This is a genomic window from Myxococcus dinghuensis (genome assembly GCF_024198235.1).
Lineage (GTDB): Bacteria > Myxococcota > Myxococcia > Myxococcales > Myxococcaceae > Myxococcus > Myxococcus dinghuensis.
Map to the genome: position 1 here is coordinate 113,829 of NZ_JAKCFB010000015.1, position 26,910 is coordinate 140,738.

At 69.5% G+C, this 26,910-nt stretch carries 20 protein-coding genes; 9 read left to right on the forward strand and 11 right to left on the reverse strand.

The window, feature by feature from the left end; all coding sequences use genetic code 11:
• Window positions 1–83 precede the first annotated feature (83 nt).
• On the forward strand, window positions 84–1,298 hold the full coding sequence (locus LZ198_RS20800) for an EndoU domain-containing protein (protein WP_253973762.1): 1,215 nt from the start codon (window positions 84–86) through the stop codon (window positions 1,296–1,298).
• A gap of 36 nt (window positions 1,299–1,334) precedes the next feature.
• Here the strand turns inward: LZ198_RS20800 and LZ198_RS20805 are convergent, their stop codons facing one another.
• The 5 genes from LZ198_RS20805 to LZ198_RS20825 form a co-directional block, all read right to left on the reverse strand.
• Entirely contained in the window at window positions 1,335–2,726 is a 1,392-nt protein-coding gene (locus LZ198_RS20805; RefSeq protein ID WP_253973763.1) for a hypothetical protein, read from the reverse strand.
• Window positions 2,727–2,734: 8 nt separating this feature from the next.
• Window positions 2,735–3,565, reverse strand: a complete 831-nt coding sequence (locus LZ198_RS20810) for a hypothetical protein (protein WP_253973764.1) — start codon at window positions 3,563–3,565, stop codon at window positions 2,735–2,737.
• 85 nt (window positions 3,566–3,650) lie between these two features.
• Complete coding sequence (locus LZ198_RS20815) at window positions 3,651–4,493, reverse strand: hypothetical protein (protein ID WP_253973765.1); 843 nt, start codon at window positions 4,491–4,493, stop codon at window positions 3,651–3,653.
• A 427-nt stretch (window positions 4,494–4,920) separates the two neighbouring features.
• The gene (locus LZ198_RS20820) at window positions 4,921–10,977 is read right to left on the reverse strand and encodes an alpha-2-macroglobulin family protein (RefSeq protein WP_253973766.1); all 6,057 of its coding nucleotides are present in this window, start codon (window positions 10,975–10,977) and stop codon (window positions 4,921–4,923) included.
• A gap of 61 nt (window positions 10,978–11,038) precedes the next feature.
• Complete coding sequence (locus LZ198_RS20825) at window positions 11,039–11,680, reverse strand: RlmE family RNA methyltransferase (RefSeq protein ID WP_253973767.1); 642 nt, start codon at window positions 11,678–11,680, stop codon at window positions 11,039–11,041.
• Window positions 11,681–11,758: 78 nt separating this feature from the next.
• Here LZ198_RS20825 and LZ198_RS20830 point away from each other — a divergent pair, with 78 nt between their 5' ends.
• Both LZ198_RS20830 and LZ198_RS20835 read left to right on the forward strand, forming a co-directional pair.
• Complete coding sequence (locus LZ198_RS20830) at window positions 11,759–12,178, forward strand: hypothetical protein (RefSeq protein ID WP_253973768.1); 420 nt, start codon at window positions 11,759–11,761, stop codon at window positions 12,176–12,178.
• 58 nt (window positions 12,179–12,236) lie between these two features.
• Window positions 12,237–12,524 (forward strand): hypothetical protein, encoded by a 288-nt coding sequence (locus LZ198_RS20835; protein WP_253973769.1) that lies wholly within the window; start codon window positions 12,237–12,239, stop codon window positions 12,522–12,524.
• A 66-nt stretch (window positions 12,525–12,590) separates the two neighbouring features.
• Here LZ198_RS20835 and LZ198_RS20840 read toward each other — a convergent pair whose 3' ends face one another.
• On the reverse strand, window positions 12,591–13,730 hold the full coding sequence (locus LZ198_RS20840) for an acyl-CoA dehydrogenase family protein (protein WP_253973770.1): 1,140 nt from the start codon (window positions 13,728–13,730) through the stop codon (window positions 12,591–12,593).
• Between the two features lie 350 nt (window positions 13,731–14,080).
• On the opposite strand from LZ198_RS20840, the gene LZ198_RS20845 reads away from it, so the two are divergent.
• The 4 genes from LZ198_RS20845 to LZ198_RS20860 are packed head-to-tail and all read left to right on the forward strand — an operon-like array spanning window position 14,081 to window position 20,083.
• Window positions 14,081–15,172 carry an efflux RND transporter periplasmic adaptor subunit gene (locus tag LZ198_RS20845; protein ID WP_256559766.1) on the forward strand — a complete coding sequence of 364 codons (1,092 nt, stop codon included), beginning with the start codon at window positions 14,081–14,083 and terminating at the stop codon, window positions 15,170–15,172.
• Window positions 15,173–15,207: 35 nt separating this feature from the next.
• Window positions 15,208–18,351, forward strand: a complete 3,144-nt coding sequence (locus LZ198_RS20850; protein WP_253973772.1) for an efflux RND transporter permease subunit — start codon at window positions 15,208–15,210, stop codon at window positions 18,349–18,351.
• Window positions 18,351–18,926, forward strand: a complete 576-nt coding sequence (locus LZ198_RS20855) for a MarR family winged helix-turn-helix transcriptional regulator (RefSeq protein ID WP_253973773.1) — start codon at window positions 18,351–18,353, stop codon at window positions 18,924–18,926. The genes LZ198_RS20850 and LZ198_RS20855 overlap by 1 nt, the downstream gene beginning before the upstream one ends.
• Before the next feature lie 2 nt (window positions 18,927–18,928).
• Window positions 18,929–20,083, forward strand: a complete 1,155-nt coding sequence (locus tag LZ198_RS20860; protein ID WP_253973774.1) for a hypothetical protein — start codon at window positions 18,929–18,931, stop codon at window positions 20,081–20,083.
• A 354-nt stretch (window positions 20,084–20,437) separates the two neighbouring features.
• Here the strand turns inward: LZ198_RS20860 and LZ198_RS20865 are convergent, their stop codons facing one another.
• From LZ198_RS20865 to LZ198_RS20875, 3 genes are all read right to left on the reverse strand, one after another.
• Complete coding sequence (locus LZ198_RS20865) at window positions 20,438–21,610, reverse strand: CaiB/BaiF CoA transferase family protein (RefSeq protein ID WP_253973775.1); 1,173 nt, start codon at window positions 21,608–21,610, stop codon at window positions 20,438–20,440.
• Window positions 21,611–21,736: 126 nt separating this feature from the next.
• Window positions 21,737–22,063 carry an SCP2 sterol-binding domain-containing protein gene (locus LZ198_RS20870; protein ID WP_253973776.1) on the reverse strand — a complete coding sequence of 109 codons (327 nt, stop codon included), beginning with the start codon at window positions 22,061–22,063 and terminating at the stop codon, window positions 21,737–21,739.
• A 101-nt stretch (window positions 22,064–22,164) separates the two neighbouring features.
• Entirely contained in the window at window positions 22,165–22,590 is a 426-nt protein-coding gene (locus tag LZ198_RS20875; RefSeq protein ID WP_256559767.1) for a response regulator, read from the reverse strand.
• A 175-nt stretch (window positions 22,591–22,765) separates the two neighbouring features.
• Between LZ198_RS20875 and LZ198_RS20880 the strand changes: the two genes are divergently transcribed.
• Together LZ198_RS20880 and tatA are read left to right on the forward strand one after the other, a co-directional pair.
• Window positions 22,766–23,767: a sensor histidine kinase gene (locus tag LZ198_RS20880; protein ID WP_253973778.1), complete on the forward strand. Its 1,002-nt coding sequence runs from the start codon at window positions 22,766–22,768 to the stop codon at window positions 23,765–23,767.
• Window positions 23,768–23,840: 73 nt separating this feature from the next.
• Window positions 23,841–24,083: a twin-arginine translocase TatA/TatE family subunit gene (tatA, locus tag LZ198_RS20885; protein ID WP_253973779.1), complete on the forward strand. Its 243-nt coding sequence runs from the start codon at window positions 23,841–23,843 to the stop codon at window positions 24,081–24,083.
• A gap of 176 nt (window positions 24,084–24,259) precedes the next feature.
• Here tatA and LZ198_RS20890 read toward each other — a convergent pair whose 3' ends face one another.
• Entirely contained in the window at window positions 24,260–26,128 is a 1,869-nt protein-coding gene (locus LZ198_RS20890) for an AMP-dependent synthetase/ligase (RefSeq protein ID WP_253973780.1), read from the reverse strand.
• Window positions 26,125–26,868 carry a tetratricopeptide repeat protein gene (locus LZ198_RS20895; RefSeq protein WP_253973781.1) on the reverse strand — a complete coding sequence of 248 codons (744 nt, stop codon included), beginning with the start codon at window positions 26,866–26,868 and terminating at the stop codon, window positions 26,125–26,127. Before LZ198_RS20895 ends, LZ198_RS20890 begins: the two co-directional genes overlap by 4 nt.
• Between the last annotated feature and the right edge of the window lie 42 nt (window positions 26,869–26,910).

Sequence of the window (26,910 nt, forward strand, 5' to 3'; positions counted from 1 at the left end):
GGCCCGCCGTCCCAGGCGCCACAGCCACTCGACACCCCGCCTCCCCGAGGGGACGGGGTGGGATTGGGATAGACTCGCGCGCCATGCGTCCTTCCGCCCTGTGCCTCGCCGTGCTGTTGAGCGCCCTGCCCGCCCTCGCGGGCCCGGGCGCCTTCGTCTCGGATGTCCGCGTGGACGCGGTGGAGCAACCGGAGTCGCCCCGGGTGGTGTTCACCGTGGAGCCCGGCACGTCGTATCCCCTGCTCAAGAAGGGTGGACCGGACCGGGCGTGGTGCAAGCTGCGGGGCACCACGGCGGAGGGCTGGGTGCTCTGCGAGGGCGCCCCCGAGTCCGCCATGCCCGAGCGCCCCAGCGAGGAACAGCTGGTGGCCGCGGACCGGGCGGACGCGGCCCAGCGCGCCGAGGGCCGGGAGCGGCTCCGGGCCGAGTTCGCGGCCCAGCGCGCGGAGAAGCCCCAGGACACCGGGCTCGCCCAGGCGGGGGGGCGCGCCGGAGCGGGCGCGGGCGCCCCCGCGCCGACCGACGACGATGACCTGGGGCCCACGGTGGAGGTGGCGGCCCCGGCAGCCCAGGCGCCTCGCGGTCCCATCACCGTGACGTGGAAGCCCGCCACCGGCTGCGCGACCACGTGTTCTCGCGCGCCGCTCTTCGCGAAGTCCCCTGCCCTGTCCGACATGGACCGGGCGGTGCTGGACCTGTGCCCCGCCCGCCCGGATACGAGCGTGAGCGCGGGCGACGTGCGGCGCTTCGTCGCGCGGCACGTCAACGACCCGCGACTCCAACTGGCGCTGTCCGCGGCGGGGCGGCCGGGCGCGCGCCAGGCGAACATCGACTGGTTGACCAGCCTGTGGGTGGGCACCGGCCCGCGCAACGCCTTCACCCATGTCTTCTGCGGAGACGATTGGGACCGGGGCCCCATCGGCGGGCTGCACTTCCTGCCGCGCTACGCCCAGCTCGAGGCGCAGGGGAAGGTCTGCTACGGCGGTCCGGTGAGCGGCGGCGCGGCGAAGCGCGGCGGCCAGTACCTCATCCGCTACCAGGGCGTCGCGCCGTGGTCCTGCGGCGAGAAGAAGGTCGGCGGCTTCACCGAGTCCCCGGACGCGGTGGGCCTCCTCTCCATCGGCACCCGGGCCTTCGCGCGCTGCTGCGCCCGTGACGGCGCGAAGAAGGAAGGCGGCGTCTACGCCGCCAAGGACCTGGGCGGGACGAACTGGCGCATCTGGTGTGGCACGCGCAACGGCACCTACGGCATCGCCACGCTGCACCCCACCGACGACGCGGCCACCTGCGGCGAGTAGGACGCCTGCCCCTCGCCGCCCGGTGGCCCCGCCGCCTCAGGGCTCCACGTACTCGCGAGGCCGGTAGCCCAACCGCACGGCCTCCTGCTGGCCGTGGCGCAGCGGGTCCTGGAACGCGCAGGTGTTGCCCGTCTGCGTCGAACAGCCCAGCGGCAACATCCGACGCCAGATGAGGTTGATGAGGTCGTCCGACATGGGCGAACTCCCGAAGGTGCCATAGCGCACGTGGATGAAGCGAGAGAGCGCCAGCGGGGCGATCCACGACGTCGTGGTGCGGGAGATGGGGTAGATGTCCACGCCGAACCCGTCCACCTGGAGCAACGGCGTCGCGTTGTAGGGGAACGGGCGGCTGGGGAGCACGCCGCTGTTCAGGTAGATGTCGACGTTCTCGCGGCCCGGCCACCCGGACAGCCCGGACGTGTTACCCCGTCCGGACGCGTCCAGCCCCGAGTCCAGCACGGTGAAGTAGCCGACGAGCATCCGGTTCGGGTACTGCGCCGCCGGGTAGTCGTAGGGGTAGTCCTGCGGGTTGGACGCGTTGATGGAGGCCTGCGCGGTGAACACCCCGGGCGTGTGGAACAGGGCATCCGCGATGGGCTGGTAGGTGCTCAGCTTGGCCCGGAGGATGTCGTCGCCGGGCAGGTCGCCACCGCAGTGCTCACGCCACTCGGCGCGCAACGACTCCAGCGTCTCCCCGCTGCTCAGGTTGACGAACCGGATGTTGTGCTCCGACATGACGCGCCGCAGTTCGCTCGCCACCCGCTGCGCCTTCTCGAACATCCGCCCCATGGAGTCGATGGAGCCCGACGCGTCGCACAGGTCCTCCTGCGCGTACTTGTGGAAGCTCAACTGGTCCATCAGCACCAGCGGCTGGTGGGGGTTGGCCTCCACCAGCAGGGACAACACGTAGCTGCCGTGCCCCACGTTGCCCATGTCGTAGAAGCCATACACCTCGCGCATCGGCTCGGCGAGCGGACGCAGGTACTCGGCGGGCACGAAGTCCGGTGAGGCGAACTCACTCAACCCCTCGAAGAGCACCCGGGGCGCGCGCCAGGCGTGAGGCGCCGCGGTGATGCTCCCCCCCGCACCCACGCGGTAGTAATTGCGGACCCGGTTCTTGTAACGGATGACGCGCGGCGGCAGCGTGGGGAACTCGTCGATGACGAGGATGGCCTCCCCGGTGTTGTGCGTCATGGCGAACTGCCCGGGCGCGAACGGGAAGTCCCCCCAATTACAACCTGATGTGTCGGATTGGCGGAAACAGGTGTCTGCGAGGACTCGCGTCCGGACGACCTCGATGCGCTCGGCGACCACCGGGTCCAATTGATAACCCGCGTCCGGCTCGGGCGTCGGCGCGGGGTCCGGCCCGCACGCGACCCCCGCCAGAACGAGTCCACAGACACCCCACCGCGATGAAAGGAATGACATGTCTTGGCTCAGCCCTCGAGGAGTGAGGCGGTCATCTGCGCGGCGCGCTCGCGGCCGTACTGGGCCTTGAGGCGAAGGAATACCACCTCATCATAGATGCGTCTGACGCTCTCTGGCATGGCGGACGAATACCCGAGCGAGCGGACGAGGCCCGGGTCTCCATCCGCCAATGACTTCACACCCTTCACGTCGATGAAGGCATGCATCAGGTCTCGCAGGTCCGTGGTGCGTCCCTTGTTCAGCTCCTGACCCATCCCACCCACCGCGGTCAGCTCGCGGGCGATGGTGTCCACGGAGCCGAGCAGGTAGCGGTCGTCCCCGCGCTTCGCGGCGGTCTTCACCACCTCGATGGAGAAGAAGCGCGCCTCCGCCTGCATCTCCCCGAAGGCCTCGTGCGCGAAGGCCTCGTCGGCGATGGCCCGGGCGGCGATCTCCGCGCCCTGGGGCGACGCGAGGATGCTCTCCACGACCTTCCGGCGCTTCACGTTCTGGTTGTACAGCCCCTGCACGGACAACATCTCCCGGTAGTTCTCGAGCTGCGCGCCCAGGCGCTCGCGAGAGAAGCCACCGACCTGCTCCGGGGGCACGGGCGCCGTCGGCATCGCCGCCAGACGCTGGCGGGCCAGCTCCTCCGCCTTGGCCTCCAGCTTCTCCGCGACCTCCTTCGGGAGCCCCTGGGCCGACACGCCCAGCGCCACCGACTCCTGCGTCGCGCGCCCGTCCTCGGGCGAGGCGACGGCGGCCCCCGTGTCGGGCCTCGAGGACAACAGGACGCTCGCGCCCAGAACGAGGGCAGCCAACACCACCAGCGCCACGCGCCACTGAACCTTCTTGGACATGACTCGGCCTCGCCAGCAGGGAAACGCCAGGGCGGGGCGGCCCGGACGGCACCGCCCCACCACTTCGACGCGGATGCGCTAGGGCTCAGCGACGGACGACGATGGAGCCCAGCTCACGGGCCAGCTGGTTCTGCCACGCCAGGTCGCCCACGATGACGCCCTGCGCCGCCAGGAAGTGCCCCGCCTTGTCCTCGGAGGAGACCTCGAAGTTGAACACGTCCTCCTTGGTGAACTCGCGCGTCACGCGCTCGATGACGACGATCTCACCCTTGAGACCCACGAACTCGTCACCCGAGCGGACCGTCTTGGCCTCCACCACGCGGCCGTCGCTCAGCAGCATGCCGTGGTTCTGCGTCACGGCCAGGTTCTGGCCGTTGTCCAGGTGGAACACATAGAGGGCCGGCGACTCCTCGCCGCGCGACACGGCGACGATGGGGCGACCCACGAAGCCCGGCGCCGTCAGCGTGGACTCCTCGTCGAGCGCGACGAGCTCCGTCGTCGTCTGCACGGACTTCGCGGACAGCCACTCGCGGAAGCCCTTGGAGTCCAGCGTCAGGATCTGCGTGGTCGCCTCGAAGCAGCCACACTTGCAGACCGCGCCGATGTTGTTGTGGCGGTCGACCACCGGGTAGTAGCCCGTGGAGACGCCCCAGTTGTACGCGGCCTGGGTGATGAGCTGCAGGCCCAGCGCGTAGTCCAGCTCCGCCTGGCACTCCGTCCAGGAGATGCCGCCCACGCAGCGGCTGGTGTTCTGACCCGCGACGGACTGGTAGGTCGCCAGGTTCATGCCCGGACCGGTGTCCGAACCACCCGTGCCACCACCACCGCCGCCACCACCACCGCCGCCGCCACCGCCGCAGAGGCCCTGGTTGAGCGCCTCGACCGGACACTCCTCGATGGGGATCAGCTCCTGCGTCGCGCTACCCACCGACTCCTTCTCGCTCTCCGACGCAGGCGTCGGCTGACCACAACCGGTTACCGCAAGGCCCATCCCCAGACACACAGCAAGCACAATGCCACGGCGATCCATGATTGGACTCCATTGACAGCTTGAGGTTTGGAGGTCGAGTCGCTCTGGACACCCGGTGCGCTCAATGATGAGCAGCCTGAGTCAACGGAGCCTCTCCCCTACTTCTGGGAATCACCAGCTCCAGGAGAGTCGCGCAAGGGATGATGCCGGATTCTCTTCCCGAGAGAGAGGAATCTCTCTCGGTGAACACTATCCACGCAAAGTGCGACAAAATCAATATACACGGAAATAGTGGAAACCCGTATGTATGTCGAATCACATTCCACGCCGCACGAACAATTCCATCTCAACCACCCTGGATGGACATTCGTGCGGCATGGTCGTGCTATTTCGACGCTCCCACGGTAAGGACGGCGCCCGTCGAGTACGCGGTGAACTCCGGCGCATACATGGATTGCACGGTGGCCGGGCCCACGCGGAAGGTGCCCGCCATGTTCGCGCGCAAGCGATACTTGAATGTGTATTCGCCCGCAGGCAGCCACTCGAAGAAGAAGTTGGTGTTCGCGTCGCGTGTCTCCTCGTACCAGACGATGCCGGAGTCCCACTTGTGGCGGGACTGCGCGCCCTCCGGCTCCAGGCCCGCCGCGCGGGGATCCCTCAAGTGGACGTACTCGGCCGCGTGCTTCGAGCGCAGCGACAGTTGCACCTCCACTTCGTCCCCGGGGACGAGCGCCGCGCCCTCGACGAGCGGGCGGAGCACCACCTGCTGGCCCTCGCGCGCGCGCAGGAAGTAGCGGCGTGACACGGAGAAGAAGTCACCCCGGTCCTCCTCCGGCAGCGTCTCCGTGGAGAAGTGCCACGTGGCGGAGGCGAAGGCGAAGCCCGGCGTCGTCTTCTCCACCACCACCGTGCTCATCGTCTGCGGCTGGAGCTCGGGCCCCGGCACCACCACCTGGTTCTTCTTGCCGGTGTACACGTCCGGGGCGAACTCCATGCGCGTGACGCGCGGCCCCACCGTCACCTGGGCGTCCTCGCGCACGCCCAGCGCCCCTTCCGCCTCCAGGTACTTCACCAACGCGTAGAGGGCCTCCGCCGTGGCGCGCGTGGACTTCCAGTGGTTGAGCTTCTTGTCCAGGAGCAGCCACTGCACCAGGCCCTCGCGTCGGGTGTCCTTGGGCGACAGCTCGGTCAGCGTGCGCAGCGCGAAGGCGTGCGTCTCCGTGGTGTCGTTGTACCAGAGCCAGCTACGGTCCTCGGGCGCCCAGTACGTCCCCAGCTCCGGGCTCGTCTTCGCGGAGTCCATCACGCTGTCCCAGACGCGCCGGGCATCCGCGCTCCGGCCCGCGCGCGCGAGCGTCAGCGCCAGGTAGCCCTTGAGCATGGGGGAGTGCTCCTTCCAGTGCTTGAAGCTGAAGGCCAGCATCTGCTCCCGGTCCGAGGCGGTGAGCGCGTCGCCCGTGTAGCCCGGTCCCGGATAGGCGGAGGCCACGTGGTTGAGGAAGGTGATGAACTCCCAGCCCTCGCCCTTCTTCATCAGCTTGCCGGCGTACTCCTCGCGGAAGTGCCGCGCGAGATAGCCCCAGGCATTGCGCGTCATCTCCTCCGGCACCGGCACCTCGTACTCGAGGGCGCGCGACAGGCCGTGGAGGATGTAGAGCGTCATGTACGGCGAGGGCGGGCCGCCCGGCCACCAGGGGAACCCGCCGCTGGCCGTCTGCGCCTTCTGCAGCTTCGCCATCGCGGCGTTGCGCTCGGCGTTCGCCACCTTCGGGTCCAACACCTTCACATGGCCGGCCTCGCCCGCCGGGCCCCCCTTGGCCATCTCCAGCCACGGGGTCTCCTCCAGCGCCATCTTCCGGTTCGGGTCGACGGAGTCCCACGTCTCGAGGCGGGTGTCGCGCTCGCTCAGCGTCTTGGCCATCTTCGCCACCGCCGGGTAGCGACCATAGAGGCTGGTGAGGATGCCGGACGAGACGAAGCGGTTGAGCGTCTGCTCCGAGCACTCGTAGGGGTAGTCCACCAGGTACGGCAGGGCCTGGAGCGCGGAGTAGAAGAGCTGTGTATCCACCGTGACGACGAGCTGCTCGTTGATGCGCGTGGGGTCACCTCCCTGCTTCAGGTCGTCGAAGCGCATCGTCTTGGTGTCCTTGCCCTTGAGCGTGACGAAGCGCGACTGCGCCAGGTGGATGCGGCCGGGCAGCACGGGCAGCGGGCGCAGCTCGCCGTCGCTCAGGTTGCCGGCGCGGGCCTCCACGCGGAAGGCCACCTGCCCCACGCGCGCGGGCGTGGTGAGCGGGAAGCGCAGGTGGGTACCCTTGCCCGGGGCCACGTCGAAGGTCTGCGACGCGTTCTTCACCCCGAAGTCGGCGAGCAGGCTCTTGCGCGTCTCCACATCCACGATGTCCAGCGTGAGGGTGCCCTGCTGGGACCGCTCCGCCGCGTTGTTCACCACCACCTCCAGCACCGCGCGGTCTCCCTCGCGCAGGAAGCGCGGCACGTACGGCCGCACCATCAACTCCTTCACGCTCTGGGTCGTGCGCTGCGCGGAGCCGCCCTTCAAGTCGCGGGTGACGCCATGGACCCAGACGTTCCAGGCCGTCACCGAATCGGGGACGGTGAACTCCAGCGTGGCGGAGCCATCCGCGTCCGTGAGCAACTGCGGCACCCAGAAGGCGGTCTCCGCGAAGTTGGAGCGCATCGACACGGCCTCGGGGGACGCGCCTGCCTCGGGCGCCGCGTTCGCGGACTTCTCCTTCGCCAGGGGCTTCGCCACCGACTCCTGCATCACCATGCCCGGAGCGGGCGGTGGCGGCGGTGGCGGTGCGTCCGCGGGCTTGGGCTCGGCCACGGGCGCCGCCGACCTGCGCGCCCTCTCCATCCGGCCCGTCGCCATCATCGGACCGGAACCAAACCCGCCGCGCGCCCCCGGGCCCCCCAGTCCGTAGCCCTCCTCGAACTTGAGCCGGTCCACCGCGGGCGGCTCCCATCCCGGGGATTCACCGTAGCGGTCGGAGACGAGCCACATCGTGTTCGCGACGGACAACGAGGACGGCAGGAGCGTGGTCGACCCCCGCGCCGGGTACAGCGCCGCCACGTCCTGGGGCGTGTGCTTCATGAACAGGTCGAGCGATTGGTCATACATGTACGCGAGCAGCTCGGCGGCCCCCGCCTCCACCTTCGCCCCGCGAGGCCCCGTCACCTTCACCCGCCAGGTCTCCTTCGCGCCTGGGCGAAGCTTGTCGCGGAACGTGGAGAACTCGAGGCTCAGCTCCTTGTCGTCGAACGGCACGGACACCTGCGTGTTGAACCGGAGCAACTGCCAGTCACGCACCGCCACCAGCACCGCGCTGAAGCCGCCGCGCAGCGCCTGCGTCACGGGCACCTCCACCACCGCGGGCGTCTGCCCCGCGACCAGGGGCATGCGCGTCACGCGCTTCTCCCCCTGGTACAGGTCCAGCATCAGCGGCTGTCCCTCGAAGCCGGACGCCACCAGGAAGCGCGCCACGTCGCCCACGCGCACCGTCGGCTTCTCCTGCACCAGCGCGGCGGGCAGCGCCACCGGCGCGCGCGCCCCGGCCACCAGCAGCTCGCGCTTCACGGTGAACGTCTTCCCGAAGGCGTCCGTCGTCTCGTATTGCAGGCGATAGGCGCCCGCCTCCAACGCCGGCAGCTTCACGCGCGCGAGCCCCTGGGCGTCGTGGCGGACCTCTCCCTTCGCCCGCTCCGCGCCGTCCGCCCACGAGGCCAGCGTCGCCTGGAAGTCGTAGTCCTGCGCCCAGCGCGGCTGCTGCGCGTCACCCGGGGTGGGCGTGCTCACCGCGTCCGGGTCCTTGCGCGTCGGTGGCTGCACGAGCGGCTCGTCTGCGGGCAGCACGGGGCGCTTCGGCTGCTGGAGCGCGACGAGCCGCCAGCGCCCGGCGCCGGGGAGCGGCGCGCCGTCCAACGACGAGCGCACGAACCGCACCTCGGCGGGGGTCCCCTCGCGCAGGAAGTTCTCGTCCGTGTCGACGCGGCCCTCCACGGCGATGAAGCCCAGCCGGAAGGCACGCTCCGCCGAGCGCGTCTCTCCGCCCTCGTCCGTCGCGTCCGCCTCGATGCGATAGCGCCAGGTGAGGTCCTCCGAGCGCGCGGCGCGCTCATCCGCCTCGGGCGTGAAGTTCACCTGGAAGGAGCCGTCCTCCGCCAGCGAGGTCGTGCCGGCGGCCACGAGCTGCCGTTGCTGGGGGACGAAGGAGGAGCGCCACCCCCACCAGAACGGGAACACCGGCTCGCGGAACGCGCGCCAGCGCACGGTGCCCGTGGCCACGGGCAGGCCGAAGTAGTAGCGCGCCTCGCCCTTGAACGTGGCCGGCCGGTTGAGCCGCAGCGGGGCCTCCGGGTCCTTCAGCGAGACCTCGAAGGTGGGCCGCTTGTACTCCTCCACGCGCACCATGGCCGAGCCCCCGGAGTCGACACGCACCTGCCACAGCCCGAGCACGCGCCCGGTGGGGATGGCGAACTCCCCCGCCGCCGTGCCGAAGGCGTTGGTGCGGACCTCGCGCCGGGCGACCTCCTGGTAGTTGGGGTCCATCAGCGTCACCACGAGGCGCTCGTCCGGCCGCGTCTGGTAGCGCGCCTGCTCGCTCCGCCCCCGGAAGGCCACCACCTTCCACTGCAGCTTCTGCAACGGCCGGTAGACGCTGCGGTCCGTGAACACGAGCGACGACGTCAGTTCGCTGTCGCGATCCCTCGCGTAGACGCTCGCGCCCGCGTCCAGCATCCGCGCCTCGCGCCCCTTCCCCACCACCAGCCGGTAGTACCGGTAGTCCGTCCTCGAAAGCTGGGGGAAGGACACCTCGCCCTGGGGATTGGTGGTCGCGCGGGCCACCTCGCGCAGCCCCGTGCGGTAGTCGACGAGGAACACCCGCACCAACGTCTCCGAGAGCGGCGCGCCCGTGTCGCCCTTCACGACGCGCACCTCCAGCGGCGCGCCCTGCCCACCCTGGGGGAGCGCCACCCACGGGACGATGGAGAGGAAGACCCCCTGTGCGCGGTTGGAGGCCTCGCGGAAGCCCGCGTCCGCCGAGGCGATGATGGCGTAGGTGCCGGACTCCTTCAGCGGGGGCGTCACGAAGGTACGGTGCTGCGCGAAGTCCCGCGTGGCGGGGAGCTGCGCGGTCCAGGACGCGACGGGCTTGCGGTTCTTCAGATACCCCCGCAGCTCGCCATCCGTGGGCAGCTCGCTCGAGTCGGACGAGCCCTTGAGCTTCTCGAGCCGCGCCTCCACGTCCACCGCGTACGCGCGGAAGTGGAGCGTGGGCACGTTGCGGTGGGTCACCTGGAGCGAGCGCTGGCCCGGGCCGTCCATCGTGAGGCCCGCCAGGGAGAAGTCGGGCGCCTCGATCTGCGCCTGGACGGTGCGACACCGCCGGCCGCCCACCGACTCCGGGAACCGGGTCCGCCCCTCGGACGCGAGCTGATGCGCGCGCACCAGGTGACCGGCCTCGCGCTCCAGCTCCGCCAGGAGCCCCTGCCCCATCGCCCACCAGGGCACGTCCTGGAACCCCTTCAGGTGCGCGGCGAGGTGCTGGCGCAGCCGGGTGCGGTCGTCCGCGTCCGTGAAGTGCCGGTGCAGCACTTCATGGCGCTTCAGCCTCGCCTCCAGCGCCGCCTCGCGCCGCCCCGCCGAGCGGTGCCAGGCCTCCAGGTCCCCCATCACCGCCGCCACCTTCAGGAGCGGATGGATGGCGGGGTCGCTCAGGTCCACCGTGGGCGTCCCCTCCAGCAGGGAACCCAGGTCGAGCCGGAAGACCTCGTTGGCGTGCTCCGGACGCCAGGTGCTGCTGTCCTGCAACAGGTCGACGCGCAGGTAGGAGACGGCGTCCCGCAACGTGGGGCGGATGCCGGCGGGGAACGTGTTGGGCTCGAGGAACTCGCCGAGCGCCTTCACCGGCTCCGCCCCCAGCGCCTGGCGCTGCTTCCACAGCGCCTCGAAGGCCCGCTGCGCCTCGGTGATGATCTGCTCGTACGTCCACGCCTTGAGGTCCACCGGGCCGGAGGACACGACCTGCTCGCGCTTGCGGACCTCCCAGGCGTAGGCCCGCGCGTACGTCACCAGCGCGTTGGCGTAGTAGAGGTCGAGCGTGGCGTGGGCCAGCGTGCCCTTGGGCCAGGGCTGCTCGCGCAGGAAGCGCACCGCCGTCTCGTAGCCGTGCAGGGCGGTGCGCAGTTGCACCGTGCGCACCAGCGCGCGCGTCCACTCGGCCTCGTCCGGACCGTTCCGGGCGGCCTCGAGCCGGGCCTCCGTGCCCTGCGCGGCGGCCTCCACCTTCTGGTCGTCCACCAGCGCGTCGATGGCCTTCCACGACGGCGGGGCAGCCGCCAGGGCGGGGGCGGCGCTCAGGAGACACAGCAGCAACGACAGGGCGATGGACGGTGTCCGTATCCAAGGGGCGGCGAGCATGGTCGGCACTCTAGACGCAGGCCGCCGCCCGGGCGTTCCACTTCCCGCGCGACCCGTGGCGTCAGGGAGCCGGCGCGGACACGGGGGCCTTGCGGCGAAGACCCACGAGGTAGACCTCCATGCTCGCCCCGCGCGTGGCCTCCGGGCGGACCACCTTCACCTCTTCGAAGAGGGCGCGCACCTGGTTGCGGAAGTCCTCGAAGTCCCCGCCCATGAACACCTTGGCCACGAAGGACGAGCCGGGCCGGCCACGCGCCGTGGCGATCTCCAGCGCCTTGCCCGCCAGCCGCAGGCTGCGCGCCTCGTCCGTGGCCTTGATGCCGCTCGTCTTGGGCGCCATGTCGGAGATGACCGCGTCGAACGGCCCGTCGTACAGCGCGGAGAGCTTCGCGTCGAAGTCGTCCGCGAGTACGTCCAGCACCGCCGTCTGCACGTGCCGCTGGGTGAAGGGGCGGATGGCGACGATGTCCACGCCGATCACCCGGCCGGCCCCTCCCACCGCGTCCGCGAGGATCTGCAGGAACCCTCCGGGCGCCGCGCCCAGGTCGAGCACCACGTGGCCCTTCTTCACCATGGGGAAGCGCTTGATCAGCTCGTCGACCTTGAAGGCCGAGCGCGCGCGGAGCCCCTCTTGCTTCGCTTTCTGGAAATAGTGGTCTTTAGGACGGTAGGGCTTGCCCATGTCAGAGGGGGTCCCTACCATCCGCTACTGTCTTCGGGAAGCCGGAGCAGTCGCGGGTGTGTGCAGGCCCGCGCAATGGCGTGCCCGGAGGACGTCCCGATGTTTACCCGGAGCTTGACGGTGGCGCTGTGCATCACCCTCCTGTCCTCGGGTGCTGCCCTCTACTGCTACACCCGGGCGGACGCCCTGCAGGTCCGGGGGCAGTGGCTGATGGAGCGCGGGACGGCCCAGGCGGAGGACTACGCCACGCGGCTGGATGGCCGGGCCGCGGACGCGCAGCTCAAGACGTTCGCGGAGCGCCGGGGCGTCCTCGAGCACGCCCACCTCTGGCAGCGCGGGATGATGCTGAGCGTGCTGGTCTCCGCCCTGTCGCTGGTGGGGGCGTACGTCTTCTTCCTCCTCAAGCGGCTGGACGACCAGTTGCTGGACGCCATGGGCGAGCTGCGCGCGTCGGCGCCGTCGCCGGGGCCCTCTCCCGCAGAGCGGACACCCGCGCTCGTCTCGAGCCTCCAGCGCTAGGACTCGCCGCTCCCCGCACCCGCTGGCACAATGGCCGCGCCTTCCCCTGGAGGTGGCCATGGCCGGCTGCGCGCACTGCGGACACCCGCTCGACATCATCGCCAACCAGGTGGGCCGCGGCGACCGGTGTCCCCACTGCGAGGAGGACATCCGCTCGTGCCGCAACTGCCGGCACTACGACGCCACCCTGGCCAAGGAGTGCAAGGAGCCCTTCGCCGAGGTGCCCTCGGACAAGGACGGCGCCAACTTCTGCGAGCTGTTCCAGGTGGGCGAAGGCGGCCTGCACCAGAAGGCCAGCCGCGACGCGATGCTCAGCGCCGCCGAGGCCCTGTTCCGCAAGAAGTAGGCCCCGCCGCCGCCGGCCCCACGCTCACCGCACCAGGGGCGTCATCGCGCCCCCGGCGCGGGGTGCTCAGAAGCCGTAGAGCTTGGAGATGATCTCCTTCATCACCTCGGAGGTGCCACCGCCGATGGTGATGAGGCGCACGTCGCGCCACATGCGCGCGATGGGCGTCTCCTCGATGTAGCCCATGCCGCCGAAGAACTGCTGCGTGTCGTAGGCCACGCGCTGGGCCAGGTCGCCGGCGAACAGCTTCGCCATGGAGATCTCCTTCACCGGGTTCTCCTTCCGGTCGTAGAGGTCCACCGCGTGGTACGTCAGCCGCTTGGCCGCCTCGATGGCCGTCAGGTGCTCCACGAACTTGTGGCGCCACACCTGGAACTTCATCAGCGGCCGGCCGAACGCCTCGCGCTCGTTGCCGTACTGGATGGCGTCCTCCATCATCCGCTCCATGCCGGCGACCGTGGTGATGGAGCCCACCAGGCGCTCGCCCTGGAAGTTGGTCATGATGTGGTAGAAGCCCTCGTTCTCCTCGCCCAGCACGTAGCGGGCGGGGATGCGGCAGTCCTCGAAGAAGAGGATGGCCGTGTCCGAGGACAGGTTGCCCACCTTGTCCAGCTTCTTGGAGACGCTGAAGCCCTTCACGTCCGTGGGGAACGTCACCAGCGAGATGCCGCCGTAGCCCGCCTCCCCCGTGCGCACCGCCAGGGTGATGAAGTCCGCCCGCGTGCCGTTGGTGATCCACATCTTCGAGCCGTTGATGACGTAGTCGTCCCCGTCCCGGCGCGCCGTCGTCTTGATGCTCGCCACGTCCGAGCCACACCCCGGCTCGCTCACCCCCAGCGCCGCAATCTTGTCGCCCTTGAGCGCCGGCTCCAGGAACTCGCGCTTCTGCTCGTCCGTTCCAATCTCGTTGATGATGGGCGTGGCCATCTGGCTCTGCACCAGCAGCGCCATGTTCACGCCCGCGTTGCGGCTGTAGCTCATCTCCTCGCAGAACGCCGTCACGTACCAGTAGTCCAGCCCGCTGCCGCCGTACTTCGGGTCGTGGCTGATGCCGAGGAAGCCCAGGTCACCGCACTTCTTGAACAGCTCCTTCGGGAAGATGCCCGCCCGGTCCCACTCGAGCCCGTACGGCGCCATCTCCTTGTCCACGAAGGCGCGCACCGTCTTGCGGAAGGCCTCGTGTTCCTCGGTGAAGGGATTCGGCATTCTCGACTCTCCAGGTGTTATTGGCTGCTCGACAACAGCATTGATTCTGGAATCAGTACCCGCCGAAATCCAGGGCGCTCTCGGGCAGGCCCCGCACCGCGACGCTGACGCGGCGGGCCAAATTGGGTTACCCTGCAGGGCAGGTCGTGTGAAAAGTCCTGCCAGCCCAGCAGCCAGGCGTTAACAAGGCCCGGCGGGAGATAGTCCGTACCACGGAGTATCTCCTTGACAGACAGTTCAGGGTCTGTAGTTTCCGGGGCGCAGACTTTCAAAGGTTCAGCTGGCGCGTTCGGCCCGGAGGGGTCCGGGGACCGCGAGCCGGCAGGAGCAGGACGACCGTGATTCGACGCATGTGGGTGGCCGCGGTGCTGGCGGCGGTGGTGACGACGGGGTGCGGCAAGGGTGCGAACAAGCCCGCGCTTCCAGAGGCGCAGCAGGGCTCCAACGCGGTGGGTGTGAAGGCCATCACCCCGTCCACGGAGCTGGAGGCGAGCGTCACGCGCGTGACGGGGCAGATCCGGTCGAAGCAGGAGGCCACGCTCAGCCCCCAGGCCACCGGCACCATCGCGAAGATGCTGGTGAAGGTCGGCGACCGGGTGAAGAAGGGCCAGACGCTGGCGGTGCTGGACACGTCCAACGTGGCCATCGCGGTGGAGCAGGCCCGGGCGGTGAAGGCGGCCGCTGACGCGGCGCTCCAACTGGCCACCTCCAACCTCGAGCGCACCCGGAAGGTGGCCGAGGGCGGCGGTATCGCCGCGGCCGGGTTGGATCAGGCGGAGATCGGCCAGAAGCAGGCCGCCGCCCAGGCGGCGCAGGCCGCCGCCGCCGTGAAGATGGCGGAGGAGAACCTGCGCGACATGGCCATCCTGGCGCCCTTCGACGGGGTCATCACCGCGCGCCTGAAGAACCTGGGCGACACGGTGGCCATGACGCCGCCCACGTCCGTCTTCACGCTGGTGGACGTCACCGGCCTGGAGGTGCGCGCGCTGGTGCCGGAGTCCGTGGTGGACAAGGTCAAGCCGGGCGCGAAGACGCAGGGCACGTTGAGCCCCAGCGGCGTGCGCTTCGAGGCCACCGTCACCACGGTGGGCTCCGTCGTGGACACCACCAACCGCACGGTGGAGGTGCTCGCGGACGTGGCCGGTGACGAGAAGACGGTGCTGCGCCCCGGCGCGCTGGTCGACCTGGACTTCTCCTCCGTGAGCCAGGCCGAGGACACCACCAAGGGCCTGTTCCTGCCCACCCAGGCCGTCTCCGCCCGGGGCCAGGAGGGCTTCGTGTGGGTCGTGCAGGACGGCACCGTGCGCAAGCGCGACGTGCGCGTCGAGCGCATCCTCCCCGGTTACGTGCGAGTGCTCCAGGGCCTCAGCGCGGACGAGCGCGTGCTCGCCGACTCCTCCCTGGACGTGAAGGAGGGGACGGCCGTCCGCGTGGTGCAGTGACGCCCGTCCTTTCCTACCCTTTTGGGAGTAGCTGAATGAGCCCGCTCAAGACATTCATCGCACGACCCATCTTCACCGCCATGTTGATGATGGCGGTGGTCGTGTTCGGCATCAACGCATACCCGCGCATCGGCGTGGACCAGTTCCCGGACGTCGACTTCCCCGTCGTCACGGTGACGACGGTGCTCCCGGGCGCGGACCCGGAGACCATCGAGAAGAACGTCAGCGACCCGTTGGAGGAGGCGCTCAACACGCTCAACGGCGTGGAGCAGCTGCGCTCCATCAACATGGAGAGCGTGTCGCAGATCGTCGTGCGCTTCACGCTCGACACCAAGGTGGACGTGGCGGCGCAGGACGTGCGTGATCGCGTCCAGGCGACGCTGAGCAAGCTGCCGGACGAGATCGAGACGCCGGTGGTCGAGAAGTTCGACATCGGCGCCCAGCCCATCATCAACCTGTCGCTGTCCGGCTCGCTGCCCATCGAGGAGCTGACGCGCACGGCGGAGGACATCGTCAAGCCGGCGCTGCAGCGTCAGAAGGGCGTGGGCAGCATCGACGTGACGGGTGGTCGCGAGCGGGAGATCCAGCTCGTGGTGGATCCGGACCGGCTGCGCGGCTTCGGGCTGGCCATCAGCGACGTGAGCCAGGCGGTCAAGGCCCAGAGCCTGGACATGCCGGGCGGCCGCACGATGGACTCCGGCCGCGAGCGCGTGCTGCGCCTCACCTCCGAGGCGAAGAGCGTGGATGAGATCCGCAACATCATCATCAGCAGCCCGGGCGGCGCTCCGGTGCGCGTACGCGACATCGCGGACGTGGTGGACGGCCCCGAGGAGGCGCGCGGCTCGGCGAAGAACGGCGACCGCAACGCCGTGGCGCTCATCGTGAAGAAGCAGTCCGGCTCCAACACCGTGCAGGTGGCCGCGCTGGTCAAGGAGTCGCTGGAGGAGATCAACAGCCAGCTGCCCAAGGGCATCGTCGTGGAGACGGTGTCGGACAACTCGCGGTTCATCCGCTCGTCCATCGCGTCCGTGCAGTTCGACCTGGTGCTCGGCGGCATCCTCGCCGTGGTCATCGTGCTCGTGTTCCTGCGCAACTTCAGCTCGACGCTGGTGGCGGCCATCGCGCTGCCGGTGTCGGTCGTCGGAACGTTCGCCGTCATGGCGGCGCTGGGCTTCACCTTCAACCTGGTGACGATGCTGGCGCTGACGCTCTCCATCGGTCTGCTCATCGACGACGCCATCGTGGTCATCGAGAACATCGTCCGTCACATGGAGGAGGGAAAGTCCCCCATGCAGGCCGCGCTCGACGGCGCCGGACAGATCGCCGTCGCGGTGCTCGCGGTGACGCTGGCCATCGTGGCGGTGTTCATCCCGGTGGCCTTCATGGACGGCATGATGGGCAAGTTCTTCTACCAGTTCGGTGTCACGGTGGCGGTGGCGACGCTCATCTCCTACGCCGTGTCCATGACGCTCACGCCGATGCTGTCCTCGCGCATGCTGCGTCACCACGGCCAGCCCACGGGCATCTCCGCGGTGGTGGAGCGCTTCCTGGTGGGCATGGAGAACGGCTACCGCAACCTGCTGGCGGCCATCCTCCGTCGGCGGGCGGTGACCCTGGTCGTCGCGGTGGGCGTGCTCTTCGCCACCTTCGCGATGGCCCGGTTCCTGAAGTTCACGTTCATCCCGGAGCAGGACAACGGCAACATCAAGCTGGCGGTGGAGCTGCCCATCGGCTCGACCATCCAGGAGACGCAGGCCCAGTTGGACGTGCTCGACGCCCAGGTGCGCGCGCTGCCCGGCATCTCCTCCACCTTCGCCACCGCCGGTGGCGGCGTGCAGGAGGAGGTCCACAAGGGCGAGCTGCTCATCAACCTGGTGAACGTGAAGGAGCGCAGCTTCACCCAGGGTGAGCTCAAGTCCTACCTGCGCCAGACCATCAAGCCCCCTCCGGGCATCTCCGTCACGGTCCAGGACATCACCGGCGTGGCCGGTGGTGGCGCTCGCTCGCAGGCGGTGCAGTTCAACCTGCGCGGTGACAACTGGCAGCAGCTCATCGAGACGTCGAACAAGATGAAGGCCGCCATGGCCAAGAACCCGGGCCTGGTGGACGTGGACTCCACGTACCGCTCGGGCAAGCCGCAGTACGACGTGGAGGTCGACCGCGAGCGCGCGGCCAGCCTCGGCGTCCCGGCGGCGTCCCTGGGCACCACGCTGCGCGCCTTCCTGGGCCGCGACAAGTTCATGGACTACCGCGAGGGCGGCGACACCTACGAGGTGAAGCTGCGCCTGCCTCCGGACACGCTGGCCTCGGCGGAGGCACTGGGCAAGCTGACGGTGCGCGCCCCCAGCGGCCAGCTCGTCGAGCTGCGCAACCTGGCGAAGATCACCCCGGCGGATGGCCCGGTGCAGATCGACCGCGAGGCCCAGAAGCGGCAGATCACCCTGCTCGCCAACCTGGCCAGCGGCTACCAGCTCAGCGAGGCCATGACGTTCATGACCGCCACCGCGAAGGAGATCGCGCCCCCGACCGTCATCTACGACTTCGAGGGTAACGCGAAGGAGCTCGGCAAGTCGGTGGCCGCGTTCGGCTCCGCGCTGCTGCTGGGCATCATCCTCGTGTACATGATCCTCGCGGCGCAGTTCGAGAGCCTCATCCACCCGTTCACGATCATGCTCTCGCTGCCCTTCGCCTTCATCGGCGCCATCGGCGCGCTGCTGCTGACGGGGCAGGCCATGTCCATGTTCGCCCTCATCGGCGTCATCATGCTCATGGGTCTGGTGGTGAAGAACGGCATCCTCCTCGTCGACTTCACCATCCAGTTGCGTGAGGAAGGCAAGACGGCCACCGAGGCGCTGCTCGGCGCCGCCCCGGTCCGTCTGCGCCCCATCCTCATGACGACCATCGCGATGATCGCCGGCATGGTGCCGGTGGCGGTGGCCCGCGGCGACGGCGCGGAGACGCGCGCGCCCATGGCCATCACCATCATCGGCGGCCTCATCACCTCCACCGTGCTGACGCTGGGCGTGGTGCCGGTGGTGTACTCGCTGATGGAGCAGTTGTCGGCGAAGTTCCGTCGCAAGGGCCCGGGCCACGCTCCGGACCATGGCGCGCCGCACTCGGTGGGTCCGCACGGCGAGAAGCCCGCGGTGGCCGCCGCCGCGCGGGTGGAGACGGCCTGATGCGGGTGCCGGCGAACAGACCGGCCCTCCGCGTCCAGCCGTCCGACGGCGGGGGCGAGGAGGACCTCGAGACAACGGAGGAGCCGGGCTTCGTGGATGAAGCCCCGAGCTCCGACGTCGAGGCCTCCACGCCCGCGTCCGAGCGGCTGCACGAGCTCATCGTGAAGCTCGGGCGTTATCGCTCGCTGAGGGATCCGCTGGGAGGCATCTGCGAGAGCACCCAGCTCACGCCCACCCAGCTGCATGCGTTGATGTGGCTGGGCAATGATGGCCCCACGCACGTGGGGGTGCTGGCGCAGCGCATCGGCATCACCAAGAAGACCATCACCGGCGTGGTGGACCGACTGGAGGCGATGAAGCTGGTGGAGCGCGCGAGGGACGCCGAGGACCGGCGCGCCGTCGTCGCGCAGCTCACCGGCGAGGGTGCCTCACTCTACCAGCGCCTGCGTCGCAGCACGGACCAGGGGCTGCGTCGCATGCTCGCCCTGCTGACCGACGAGGACCAGGAGGCCCTCTTCGGCCTGCTGGAGCGGGTCCTCCAACGGCTCTCTTCCAAGACCGAGCCAGACTGCTGACCATGCGCGAGCGCGCGCCGTTGTGGCCTACAGCCCGGCGCGCGCTCCGCGCGTTCAGCCTCCTCTCCTTCCTGCTCACGAACACCCCCACCGCTTTCGCGGGGGCGACCTCGCCGCTCGCGGACGAGTTGGCGGGCCGCTGCCGTGCCTGGGCCGCCGACGCGCGCAACCCGTGGACGCTCGCGCACGGCATGGCCCTGGATGGACAGGGCTTCCGCGCGAGCGACGGACGCGCGGCGAGTGACGTCATCGTCTCCGACTTCCTGCGCCGCGCATCCGACGCCGCCACGCCTGCCTCGGAGGACCTCTTCTTCGAGGCGGCCACGGCCGAAGGAGTGCCCGTCGAGCCCCACCCCACCCTGCTCCTCAAGACGTTGCTGCGCGCCGGGCTCCCGCTGTCCCACCGCTTCCAAGCAGGCTGGGGAGCCACCGTGACGCTCCAGGAGCTGGTGGACGACCTGCGGCGAGACCTCCGGCCGGAGCAGGTGGTGAGCCCCGACAGCGCGTGGACCCTGGACGCGATCTCCCTGGTGTCCCGTCCCGGGGACACGTTCCGCTCGCGACAGGGAATCCAGGTCCACGTCGACGCGGTGATGGAGGCGGCGCTGGTGGCGCTCGAAGCCGCGCACACGGAGCTGGCCACCGGAATGAAGGCGGGACGACCCGAGGTGCCCAAGCGTGGGCTCGGCATCTACGCGCACCCCTGCGGAGGGCTCCATTACTTCCAGGCCGTGGCGGGCTGGGCGCGCCACCGCGCGGTGCGGACCGCGTGGCGTGAACGACTCGACGCACAACGGGACGTGCTGCTGTACCGGCTCGACTCGGAAGCCCGGCAGTACGAGCGCGCGCTCGGCGTGGCCGGCCCCGGCGAACGCGAGCAGGTGCTGTTGCAGATGCTGAAGTTCTACGGACACCTGCTGGAGACTCTCGGGCGCTACCGCGACGACACGGGCTGGCGCCCTTCAGCGGCCCAGCGACAGGTCATCGAGCGCGCCCGACGCTACCTGGCGAACACCATGCGGCGGATGGATGCGACAGGAACGTTGGGCGCGCCATCGGCCATCGCCAAGGAAGCCCCCCAGCGCGCCCTCGACCTCGTCGGCGACACCTGCCACGCGGCCCGTGGCGAGGCCGCCTGGAGCGAGCCGCGCCGGTAACCCGCGTGGCGTGGGCTCACGGCCCCGGTCGATTCAGCGCGTCTTCGGCGAAGACGTCTCGGGAGTGCGCGCCCCGCAGGTCGAGAGGACACACAGTCCCGACCACGTCAGCGACTCCTCGGACAGGTAGCCTCGATGTGGACATCCCGGGCGTGCGCTCCTGCACGTCACGAAGGCACACAGGTCCAAGCCTCGTCAGCGTCTGCTCGGAAAGGACCACCTCCGCGAGGACGTCCCGGGCGTGCGCTCCTGCGCGTCACGAAGGCCCACAGGCCCAAGCCGCGTCAGCGCCTGCTCGGAAAGGACCACCTCCGCGAGGCCCCCCGGGAGTGCGCACCCTCTCAGCGCGAGGGCTCACAACCCCAATCGCTTCAGCTCCTCCTCGGTGAAGCCTGCCTCCGCGAGGACCTCGCGGGAGTGCTCGCCCAGCGTGGGCGGCGCGCGCACGGGCGTGGGCCCCATGCGCAGCGGAGTCAGCAGGTGGGTCACCTTGCGACCGAGCCGCGCGTCCTCGGCCTCCGCGAAGAGGCCCCGCGCGCGCAACTGTGCGTCGTCGAGCACCTCGTCCCCCTCCGCCACCGACTCCACGCACAGGTCCGAGCCCGCGAAGCGCTCCTTCCAGTGGGCCATGGGGTGCTCGGAGAACAGGCGCGTCAGCTCGGCCTTCACACGAAGCCCCGCGTCGCCCGGCGCGTACGCGTCCTCCAGGAGGTCCAAGCGCCCCAGCCGCTCCAGCACGCCAGAGAAGAACTTGGGCTCCAACGCGCCCACCGCCAGCCAGCGATCATCCGCGGTGCGGTACAGGCCGTAGCACGCATAGCCTCCGTTGAGAGCCTCGCGCCCACGCTGGAGCGCACCGCCCTGCTCGCCCATGAACAGCCGCGCCGCCAGGTGCATGTGCAGGAACGCCGTGGCGCCGTCCGTCATCGACACGTCCACCAGCCGCCCCAGCCCCGTGCGCTCGCGCTCGTACAGCGCCGCCAGGATGCCCACCAGCGCGAAGAGGCTTCCCCCGCCGATGTCACCCATCTGTACGCCGGGGAGCGACGGAGGCCCGCCCGCCTCGCCGCCGTAGCCCACGAGCCCCGCGCGCGCGACGTAGTTCAGGTCATGCCCCGCCTTGAGCCGGTCCGGCCCCGTCTGTCCGTAGCCAGAGATGGCGCAGTAGATGAGCCGGGGGTTCTCCGCCCGCAGCACGGCCTCGCCCACCCCCAGCTTGTCCATGACACCCGGCCGGAAGCTCTCCACCAGGACGTCGTAGTCGCGAACCAGCCGCTTGAGCGCGTCGCGCCCCTCCGGGCTCTTGAGGTTGAGCGTCAACGAGCGCTTGTTGCGGTTGAGCCCGTAGAACAGTGCGCCCACGCCGTCGCGCTCGGGGGGCATCTGCCGCACGTAGTCGCCCCCGTCCGGCTCCTCCACCTTCACCACCGTGGCGCCCAGGTCCGCCAGCACCAACGTGGCGTAGGGGCCGGGGAGCAGCCGCGACAGGTCCAGCACCCGCAGACCGGAGAGGGGAAGCGTCGACATGGGGACTCCTGTGGCTGGAACGACGTGCGGCGCGCCCTCCACACCGGAGAACGCGCCGCGCGAGAACCGGAGCCAGAGGCACCTCGCCACGGTGGCGGGCCTCTTCCGCTCCAGGGACTTCCGGGACTAGCCCAGCAGCTTGGCCAGCTTCATCGCCAGGCCCATGTCCATGGGCTTGAACTTCAGCTTGCCCTGCATGGCCGCCATCTGCGCGTTCAGCTTCTTCTCGCGAATCTTCACGAAGTCGTCGTTGCTGACCGAGATGGTCATCTTCGACGCACCCTCGAGACCCGACGTCACCCAGCCCTCGGCCTTGGTCAGGTCGAGCGTCCACTTGCCGCCGCCCTCACCGGAGACGTCGAAGTGGATGATGGCGTTGATGTCCTTCGCCAGCTCCGGCTTCGCCTTGAGAACCTCGGGGATCTGACCCTCGATGATGTCCTTCGCGTTCATGACTCGCTCCTTGCCCTGGTCATTGATTGGTGAATCAAGACGGTGGGGGGACCGTAATGTCGCCCCCCTGGCAGGTCAAGCAGCGCGATGCGCGCGCTGTCTCAAGGAGCGGTGGTGGAGGTCCCCACGCCCGAGGGCGGGTTCAGTGAGCGACGGACCATCTCCAACAGGTCGTTGAGCTCGAACGGCTTGGCCAGATGCCCCACCGCGCCGATGTCCGCCGCCTTGCTGCCGACGTTGCGGTCCGCGCTGAGGACGATGAGGGGGATGCCCGCCACCTCCGGCGGCTTCTGGCGCATCTTCTGGGCGAACTCCCATCCGTCCATCACCGGCATCATCAGGTCCAGCAGGATGAGGTGCGGGGGGACGGGCTCGAGACGCTCCAGCGCCTCCTTGCCATTGCGCGCGCGGCGGATCTCGAACCCTTCGGCCTCGAGGATCTCGGAGAGTGCTTCCAAGATGTCCGGGTCGTCGTCGACGACGAGAACGACTGGTGCACCAGCAGGCTGTGAGTTGTGCGGGGTCAGGGCAGTCTCCCTCGGTGCGGCGCTCAGGATTCTTCCACCATCCTCTCCCCATGCGGCGCAAGAAAGTACGACCTCCGAGCGCGGCGGGGTTCCACGTTGCAAAACCGACAGTCCCTCCCCACCCTTTCCGTGACCTGCTGGACAGGAGGTGGAAAACGTGAGGAGCCCGGGGGAGATGGGAGCAGGAAGCACGGTGGAGTCGCCCGGCCTCGTCCGGGTCCCCCGGCAAGGGCCCCCCCGCCTGGTGGGCCGGACACTCCTCGAGCACCTGGGCCTGTCCGCCCTGCCGCCTGGTGTCGCTTCACTGGAGGCGCTGCTGGCATCGGCGGGGTTCCATCGCCAGGACGGAGACCCGCGCGTCTGGGAGAAGGAGGACCGCGCGGTGCTGGCCGGCGAGGAGGCGCTGGGGGACGGGGACGCGCTGTGGTGGACGTTCCCCCTGGCCTGGAGCGACGAGGAGACGCGCCGCCGGGTGCGCTACCTGGGCATGGCCTCCCACGACCTGCGCGGCTCGCTGGCCAACGTCCGCTCCTACGCCGCGCTGCTGCTCAACGGCCGCGTCCCGCTGGAGCCCAAGGTGCAGCGCGGGCTGGAGACCATCCTCCGCAACGCGGACCGCTCCATCGCCTTCTCCCAGGACTTCTTCGACTCCAGCCGGGCCGACCTGGGCTCGCTGGCCTGCGAGCGCGACCGCCAGGCACTCCTCCCCATCCTGGACGCCGCCGTGGAGAAGCAGCGGGCGGCGGCAACGGCGGCCAACGTCTCGCTCGTGCTGGACGTGGATCCGCTGGGCACGCTGCCGGAGGTCGTGGTGGATGGCGCGCGCATCCAGCACGCGCTGGAGGCCTTCATCCTCTACCAGTTGACACGCGCGCAGCCCGGCGAGGTCGTCCGGCTGCGCGCCCATCCCGGGGGCGCCCGGGTGCGGGTGGAGGTGCGCCGCGACGGCGTCCCCCTGTCGGACGAGGATGCCTCCGCTGTCTTCCACCGCGAGGAGCGCGCCTTCCGCGAGAAGAAGCTGGAGGACCCGCTGCGCGTCTTCCTCGCCCGCCAGGAGGTGGAGGCGCATGGCGGCAGCGTCGGCGTGGAGACGGATGCGGGTGGCAGCGCGCTGTTCCTCTCCCTGGCCACCGTGCAGGCCGACGAGCTCGCCCCGCCAGCGGCCCTCCAGGCGTGAGGGATCCGCTCTTGCTGGCGGTCGGGCCCGCCCCCCGCTATGCTCCGCCCGTTTTTCGCGAAGGAGTCGTGCGATGCTGGGGCTGAAGCCGATGGAACTTCTGCTGATCCTGTTTGTGATGCTGCTCCTGTTCGGAGCCACGCGTCTGCCGCAGCTCGGTTCGTCGCTGGGCAGCGCCATCCGCAACTTCAAGCGCGGCTTCGCCGGCGAGGACGAGGCGGGCACCCCGGGCGAGAAGAAGGGCGGCGGCACGCTCGCCAGCGGTGGCACCATCGACAAGGACGTCAAGTCCCAGACGCCCAGCAGCCACGCCTGAAGCGTCCCTGAAGGCCCCTCGCGGGCCCTCTGACGCACGACGCCCGATCCACCCTGGCATCCCAGGGTCGATCGGGCGTTGGCGTTCCAGGCCCTGTCTCCGCCCTTCCTCGCGCCTCGCGGGTGGGAGGGGGCACCCCCGGCGCCCACACCGGCACCGGGGGTCGACGACCGCGGCTAGTCCAGGACCGCCGCGTTGTCGTACATGGCGTCGATCTGCGCCTTGTACTTCTGGCTGCACACCTTGCGCTTCACCTTGAGGGTGGGCGTCAGCTCGCCGGTCTCCTGGGTGAAGTCGGCGGGCATGATGGTGAAGCGCTTGATGGTGGCGTACGGCGGCTGGTCCGAGTTCACCTTGTCCAGCACGGCCTTCACCGCCGCGTGGATCTCCGGGCGCTTGGCGTTGTCCGCGTAGGAGCCCACCGGCGCGCCCTTCTCCGCGAGCAGCTTGCGGGCCGCCTCGTCCGCCACGGTGATCAGCGCCACCAGGTACGGGCGCTTGTCGCCATACACCATGGCCTGGCTCATGACGGGGAACGTCTTGAGGGTGTTCTCGATGTTCTGCGGCGCCACGTTCTTGCCGCCCGCGGTGACGATGATGTCCTTCTTGCGGTCGGTGATGCGCAGGTAGCCGTCGGCGTCGATCTCACCGATGTCACCGGTGTGGTACCAGCCGTCCTTATCCAGGGCCTCAGTGGTTTCCTTTTCGTTCTTGTAGTAGCCCTTCATGACGCAGGGACCACGAACAAGGACCTCGCCGTCCGCGGCGATCTTCGCCTCGGTGCCCGGCATCGTCGGGCCCACGGTGCCGATCTTGATCTTGTTCGGCCGGTTGGCGTTGGTGGGCGCGGCCGTCTCCGTCAGGCCGTAGCCCTCCACGACCTTGAAGCCCAGCAGGTCGAAGAAGTAGCCGATCTTCCGGGACAGGGGCGCGCCGCCGGAGACGAACAGGCGCATGTTGCCGCCCAGCTTCTCGTCGAGCGTGCCGCGCACCTTGGAGAACACCAGCTTGCGCGCCAGCGCGAAGGCCAGGGTGTTGTACTCGCGGCCCTGCATCTGGGCGTCGACGTACTCGTCGAAGAGCTTGAAGGCCCAGCGGAACATCCGGCCCTTGAGGCCCGGGGCCGAGGAGCCGTTGGCCACGACGTTGTTGTAGACCTTCTCGAAGACGCGCGGCACGGACGGCAGCACCGTGGGGCGCGTCTCCACCAGGTTGGCCAGCAGCTTGTCCACCGACTCCGCGATGATGAGCCGGAAGCCCATGGAGAGCCACGCGGCCTTCACCACCTGCGCGAACACGTGCGCCAGGGGCAGGAACAGCATGACGGAGTCCGCCGGCTCCATCATCCCGATGGCCTGCACCGCGTGCGCCTGGTACGTCCAGTTGCCGTGGGTGAGGATGGCGCCCTTGGGCAGGCCCGTGGTGCCCGAGGTGTAGATGATGCAGTTGGTGTCCTCGGACTTCACGGAGCCCACGCGCTCGTCGAAGGAGCCGGGGTTGGCCTGGTGGGCCTTCTGGCCCGTGGACAGCACGTCCGCCAGGGTGAGCTCCTGCCCGCCGGCCACCGCGCCCTCGAAGAGGACGAGCTTCTGGATGGAGGGACAGTCCGCCAGCTTCTGGCGCACGCGGGTTAGGCGGCCGGCCTGCTTGGCGTCCTTCTCGTCGTTGTCGACGAGGACGAACGTCGCCTCCGAGTGGTTGATGATGTACGCGAACTCGTCCGGGGTGTTGGACGAGTAGATGGGGACGGTGATGGCCTGCGCGGCGGTGATGGCCAGGTCCGCCACGATCCACATGAGGCTCGTGTTGGCGAACAGGGCCACGCGGTCCCCGGGCTTGACGCCCTGGGCGACGAGGCCCGCCGACAGCGCCTTCACGTCATCCAGCACCTGCCCGAACGACACATCCTGCCAGCGGCCGTCCTTCTTGTGCGTCACACCCGCCTTGGAGGCGTTCTGCGCGCGCTGGATCAGCAACTGGACCAGGTTTCCCTCCTGCGCTCCGGCCGCCGGAGCCGAAGGTGCTACCTGATTCTCTGCTCTCACTTGAGCTCCTCCTCGATGTCGGCTTCGACCTTCTTCGCCCACTCTTGAACGCGCTGACCCTCCGCCGGGTCGTACGCGACGCTGCCCTGCTTCACCGCCTGGATGGTCTCGTGCGCCTGCTTGGCCTTGTCGTCCTTGAGGAGCGTCTCGGCGAGGAAGTATCGCGCGCGCAGCATCTGCGGGTGCTTCTTGATGACCTTCTCGTAATACTCCGCGGACTTCTTGAGGTCTCGCTTCGGCCACGGCAGCTCGTAGAAATAGCGGCCCTTCACCAGCAGCGGGGCGCCCATCGAGAAGTCCGGGTCGATCTTCAGCGCGGTGTCGATGCGCTCGTTGAACTTGCCCTCCAGGCCCTCACCCAACGCCTTCATCACCCCCACTGCCTGGGAATATGCGCCGATGCCGGTGGCCGCGAAGTAGTGCCCCTCCACGCGGGCGGGGGCCAGCTTCACGGCCTTCTCCGCCACGTCCCAGGTCTGCCGGCCCAGGACCTTCTTCAGCTTGTCGTTTCCCACCGCCCCGTCCGCCTGCCACTGCAGCAGTCGCGCCTGCCGCCACACCAGCTCGAAGTCGTCCGGCGTCGCCGCCAGGGCCTGCTTGAGCGCCGCCTCCAGCTCCTTCACCGCCGCCGCGTCCGCGCGCCTGGCATGCAAAGCCTCCAAGCGGGCCAACACCTCGGGGTCCGCGGCACGTGCCGGGAAGGCAACGAGCGCGCACAAGGCGAGCAAAATCAAGCGCATGGCCGAGGGGCTTAGCACGCACGCTCGGCCGCACGCAAACCA

Bases quoted from the DNA above. Each gene is read 5' to 3' on its own strand.
- LZ198_RS20800 (WP_253973762.1), top strand. From the start codon at position 84: ATGCGTCCTTCCGCCCTGTGCCTCGCCGTGCTGTTGAGCGCCCTGCCC.
- LZ198_RS20855 (WP_253973773.1), top strand. From the start codon at position 18,351: ATGCGGGTGCCGGCGAACAGACCGGCCCTCCGCGTCCAGCCGTCCGAC.
- LZ198_RS20860 (WP_253973774.1), top strand. From the start codon at position 18,929: ATGCGCGAGCGCGCGCCGTTGTGGCCTACAGCCCGGCGCGCGCTCCGC.
- LZ198_RS20805 (WP_253973763.1), bottom strand. From the start codon at position 2,726: ATGTCATTCCTTTCATCGCGGTGGGGTGTCTGTGGACTCGTTCTGGCG.
- LZ198_RS20845 (WP_256559766.1), top strand. From the start codon at position 14,081: ATGTGGGTGGCCGCGGTGCTGGCGGCGGTGGTGACGACGGGGTGCGGC.
- LZ198_RS20840 (WP_253973770.1), bottom strand. From the start codon at position 13,730: ATGCCGAATCCCTTCACCGAGGAACACGAGGCCTTCCGCAAGACGGTG.
- LZ198_RS20810 (WP_253973764.1), bottom strand. From the start codon at position 3,565: ATGTCCAAGAAGGTTCAGTGGCGCGTGGCGCTGGTGGTGTTGGCTGCC.
- LZ198_RS20880 (WP_253973778.1), top strand. From the start codon at position 22,766: ATGGGAGCAGGAAGCACGGTGGAGTCGCCCGGCCTCGTCCGGGTCCCC.
- LZ198_RS20820 (WP_253973766.1), bottom strand. From the start codon at position 10,977: ATGCTCGCCGCCCCTTGGATACGGACACCGTCCATCGCCCTGTCGTTG.
- LZ198_RS20865 (WP_253973775.1), bottom strand. From the start codon at position 21,610: ATGTCGACGCTTCCCCTCTCCGGTCTGCGGGTGCTGGACCTGTCGCGG.
- LZ198_RS20835 (WP_253973769.1), top strand. From the start codon at position 12,237: ATGGCCGGCTGCGCGCACTGCGGACACCCGCTCGACATCATCGCCAAC.
- LZ198_RS20870 (WP_253973776.1), bottom strand. From the start codon at position 22,063: ATGAACGCGAAGGACATCATCGAGGGTCAGATCCCCGAGGTTCTCAAG.
- tatA (WP_253973779.1), top strand. From the start codon at position 23,841: ATGCTGGGGCTGAAGCCGATGGAACTTCTGCTGATCCTGTTTGTGATG.
- LZ198_RS20830 (WP_253973768.1), top strand. From the start codon at position 11,759: ATGTTTACCCGGAGCTTGACGGTGGCGCTGTGCATCACCCTCCTGTCC.
- LZ198_RS20895 (WP_253973781.1), bottom strand. From the start codon at position 26,868: ATGCGCTTGATTTTGCTCGCCTTGTGCGCGCTCGTTGCCTTCCCGGCA.
- LZ198_RS20825 (WP_253973767.1), bottom strand. From the start codon at position 11,680: ATGGTAGGGACCCCCTCTGACATGGGCAAGCCCTACCGTCCTAAAGAC.
- LZ198_RS20850 (WP_253973772.1), top strand. From the start codon at position 15,208: ATGAGCCCGCTCAAGACATTCATCGCACGACCCATCTTCACCGCCATG.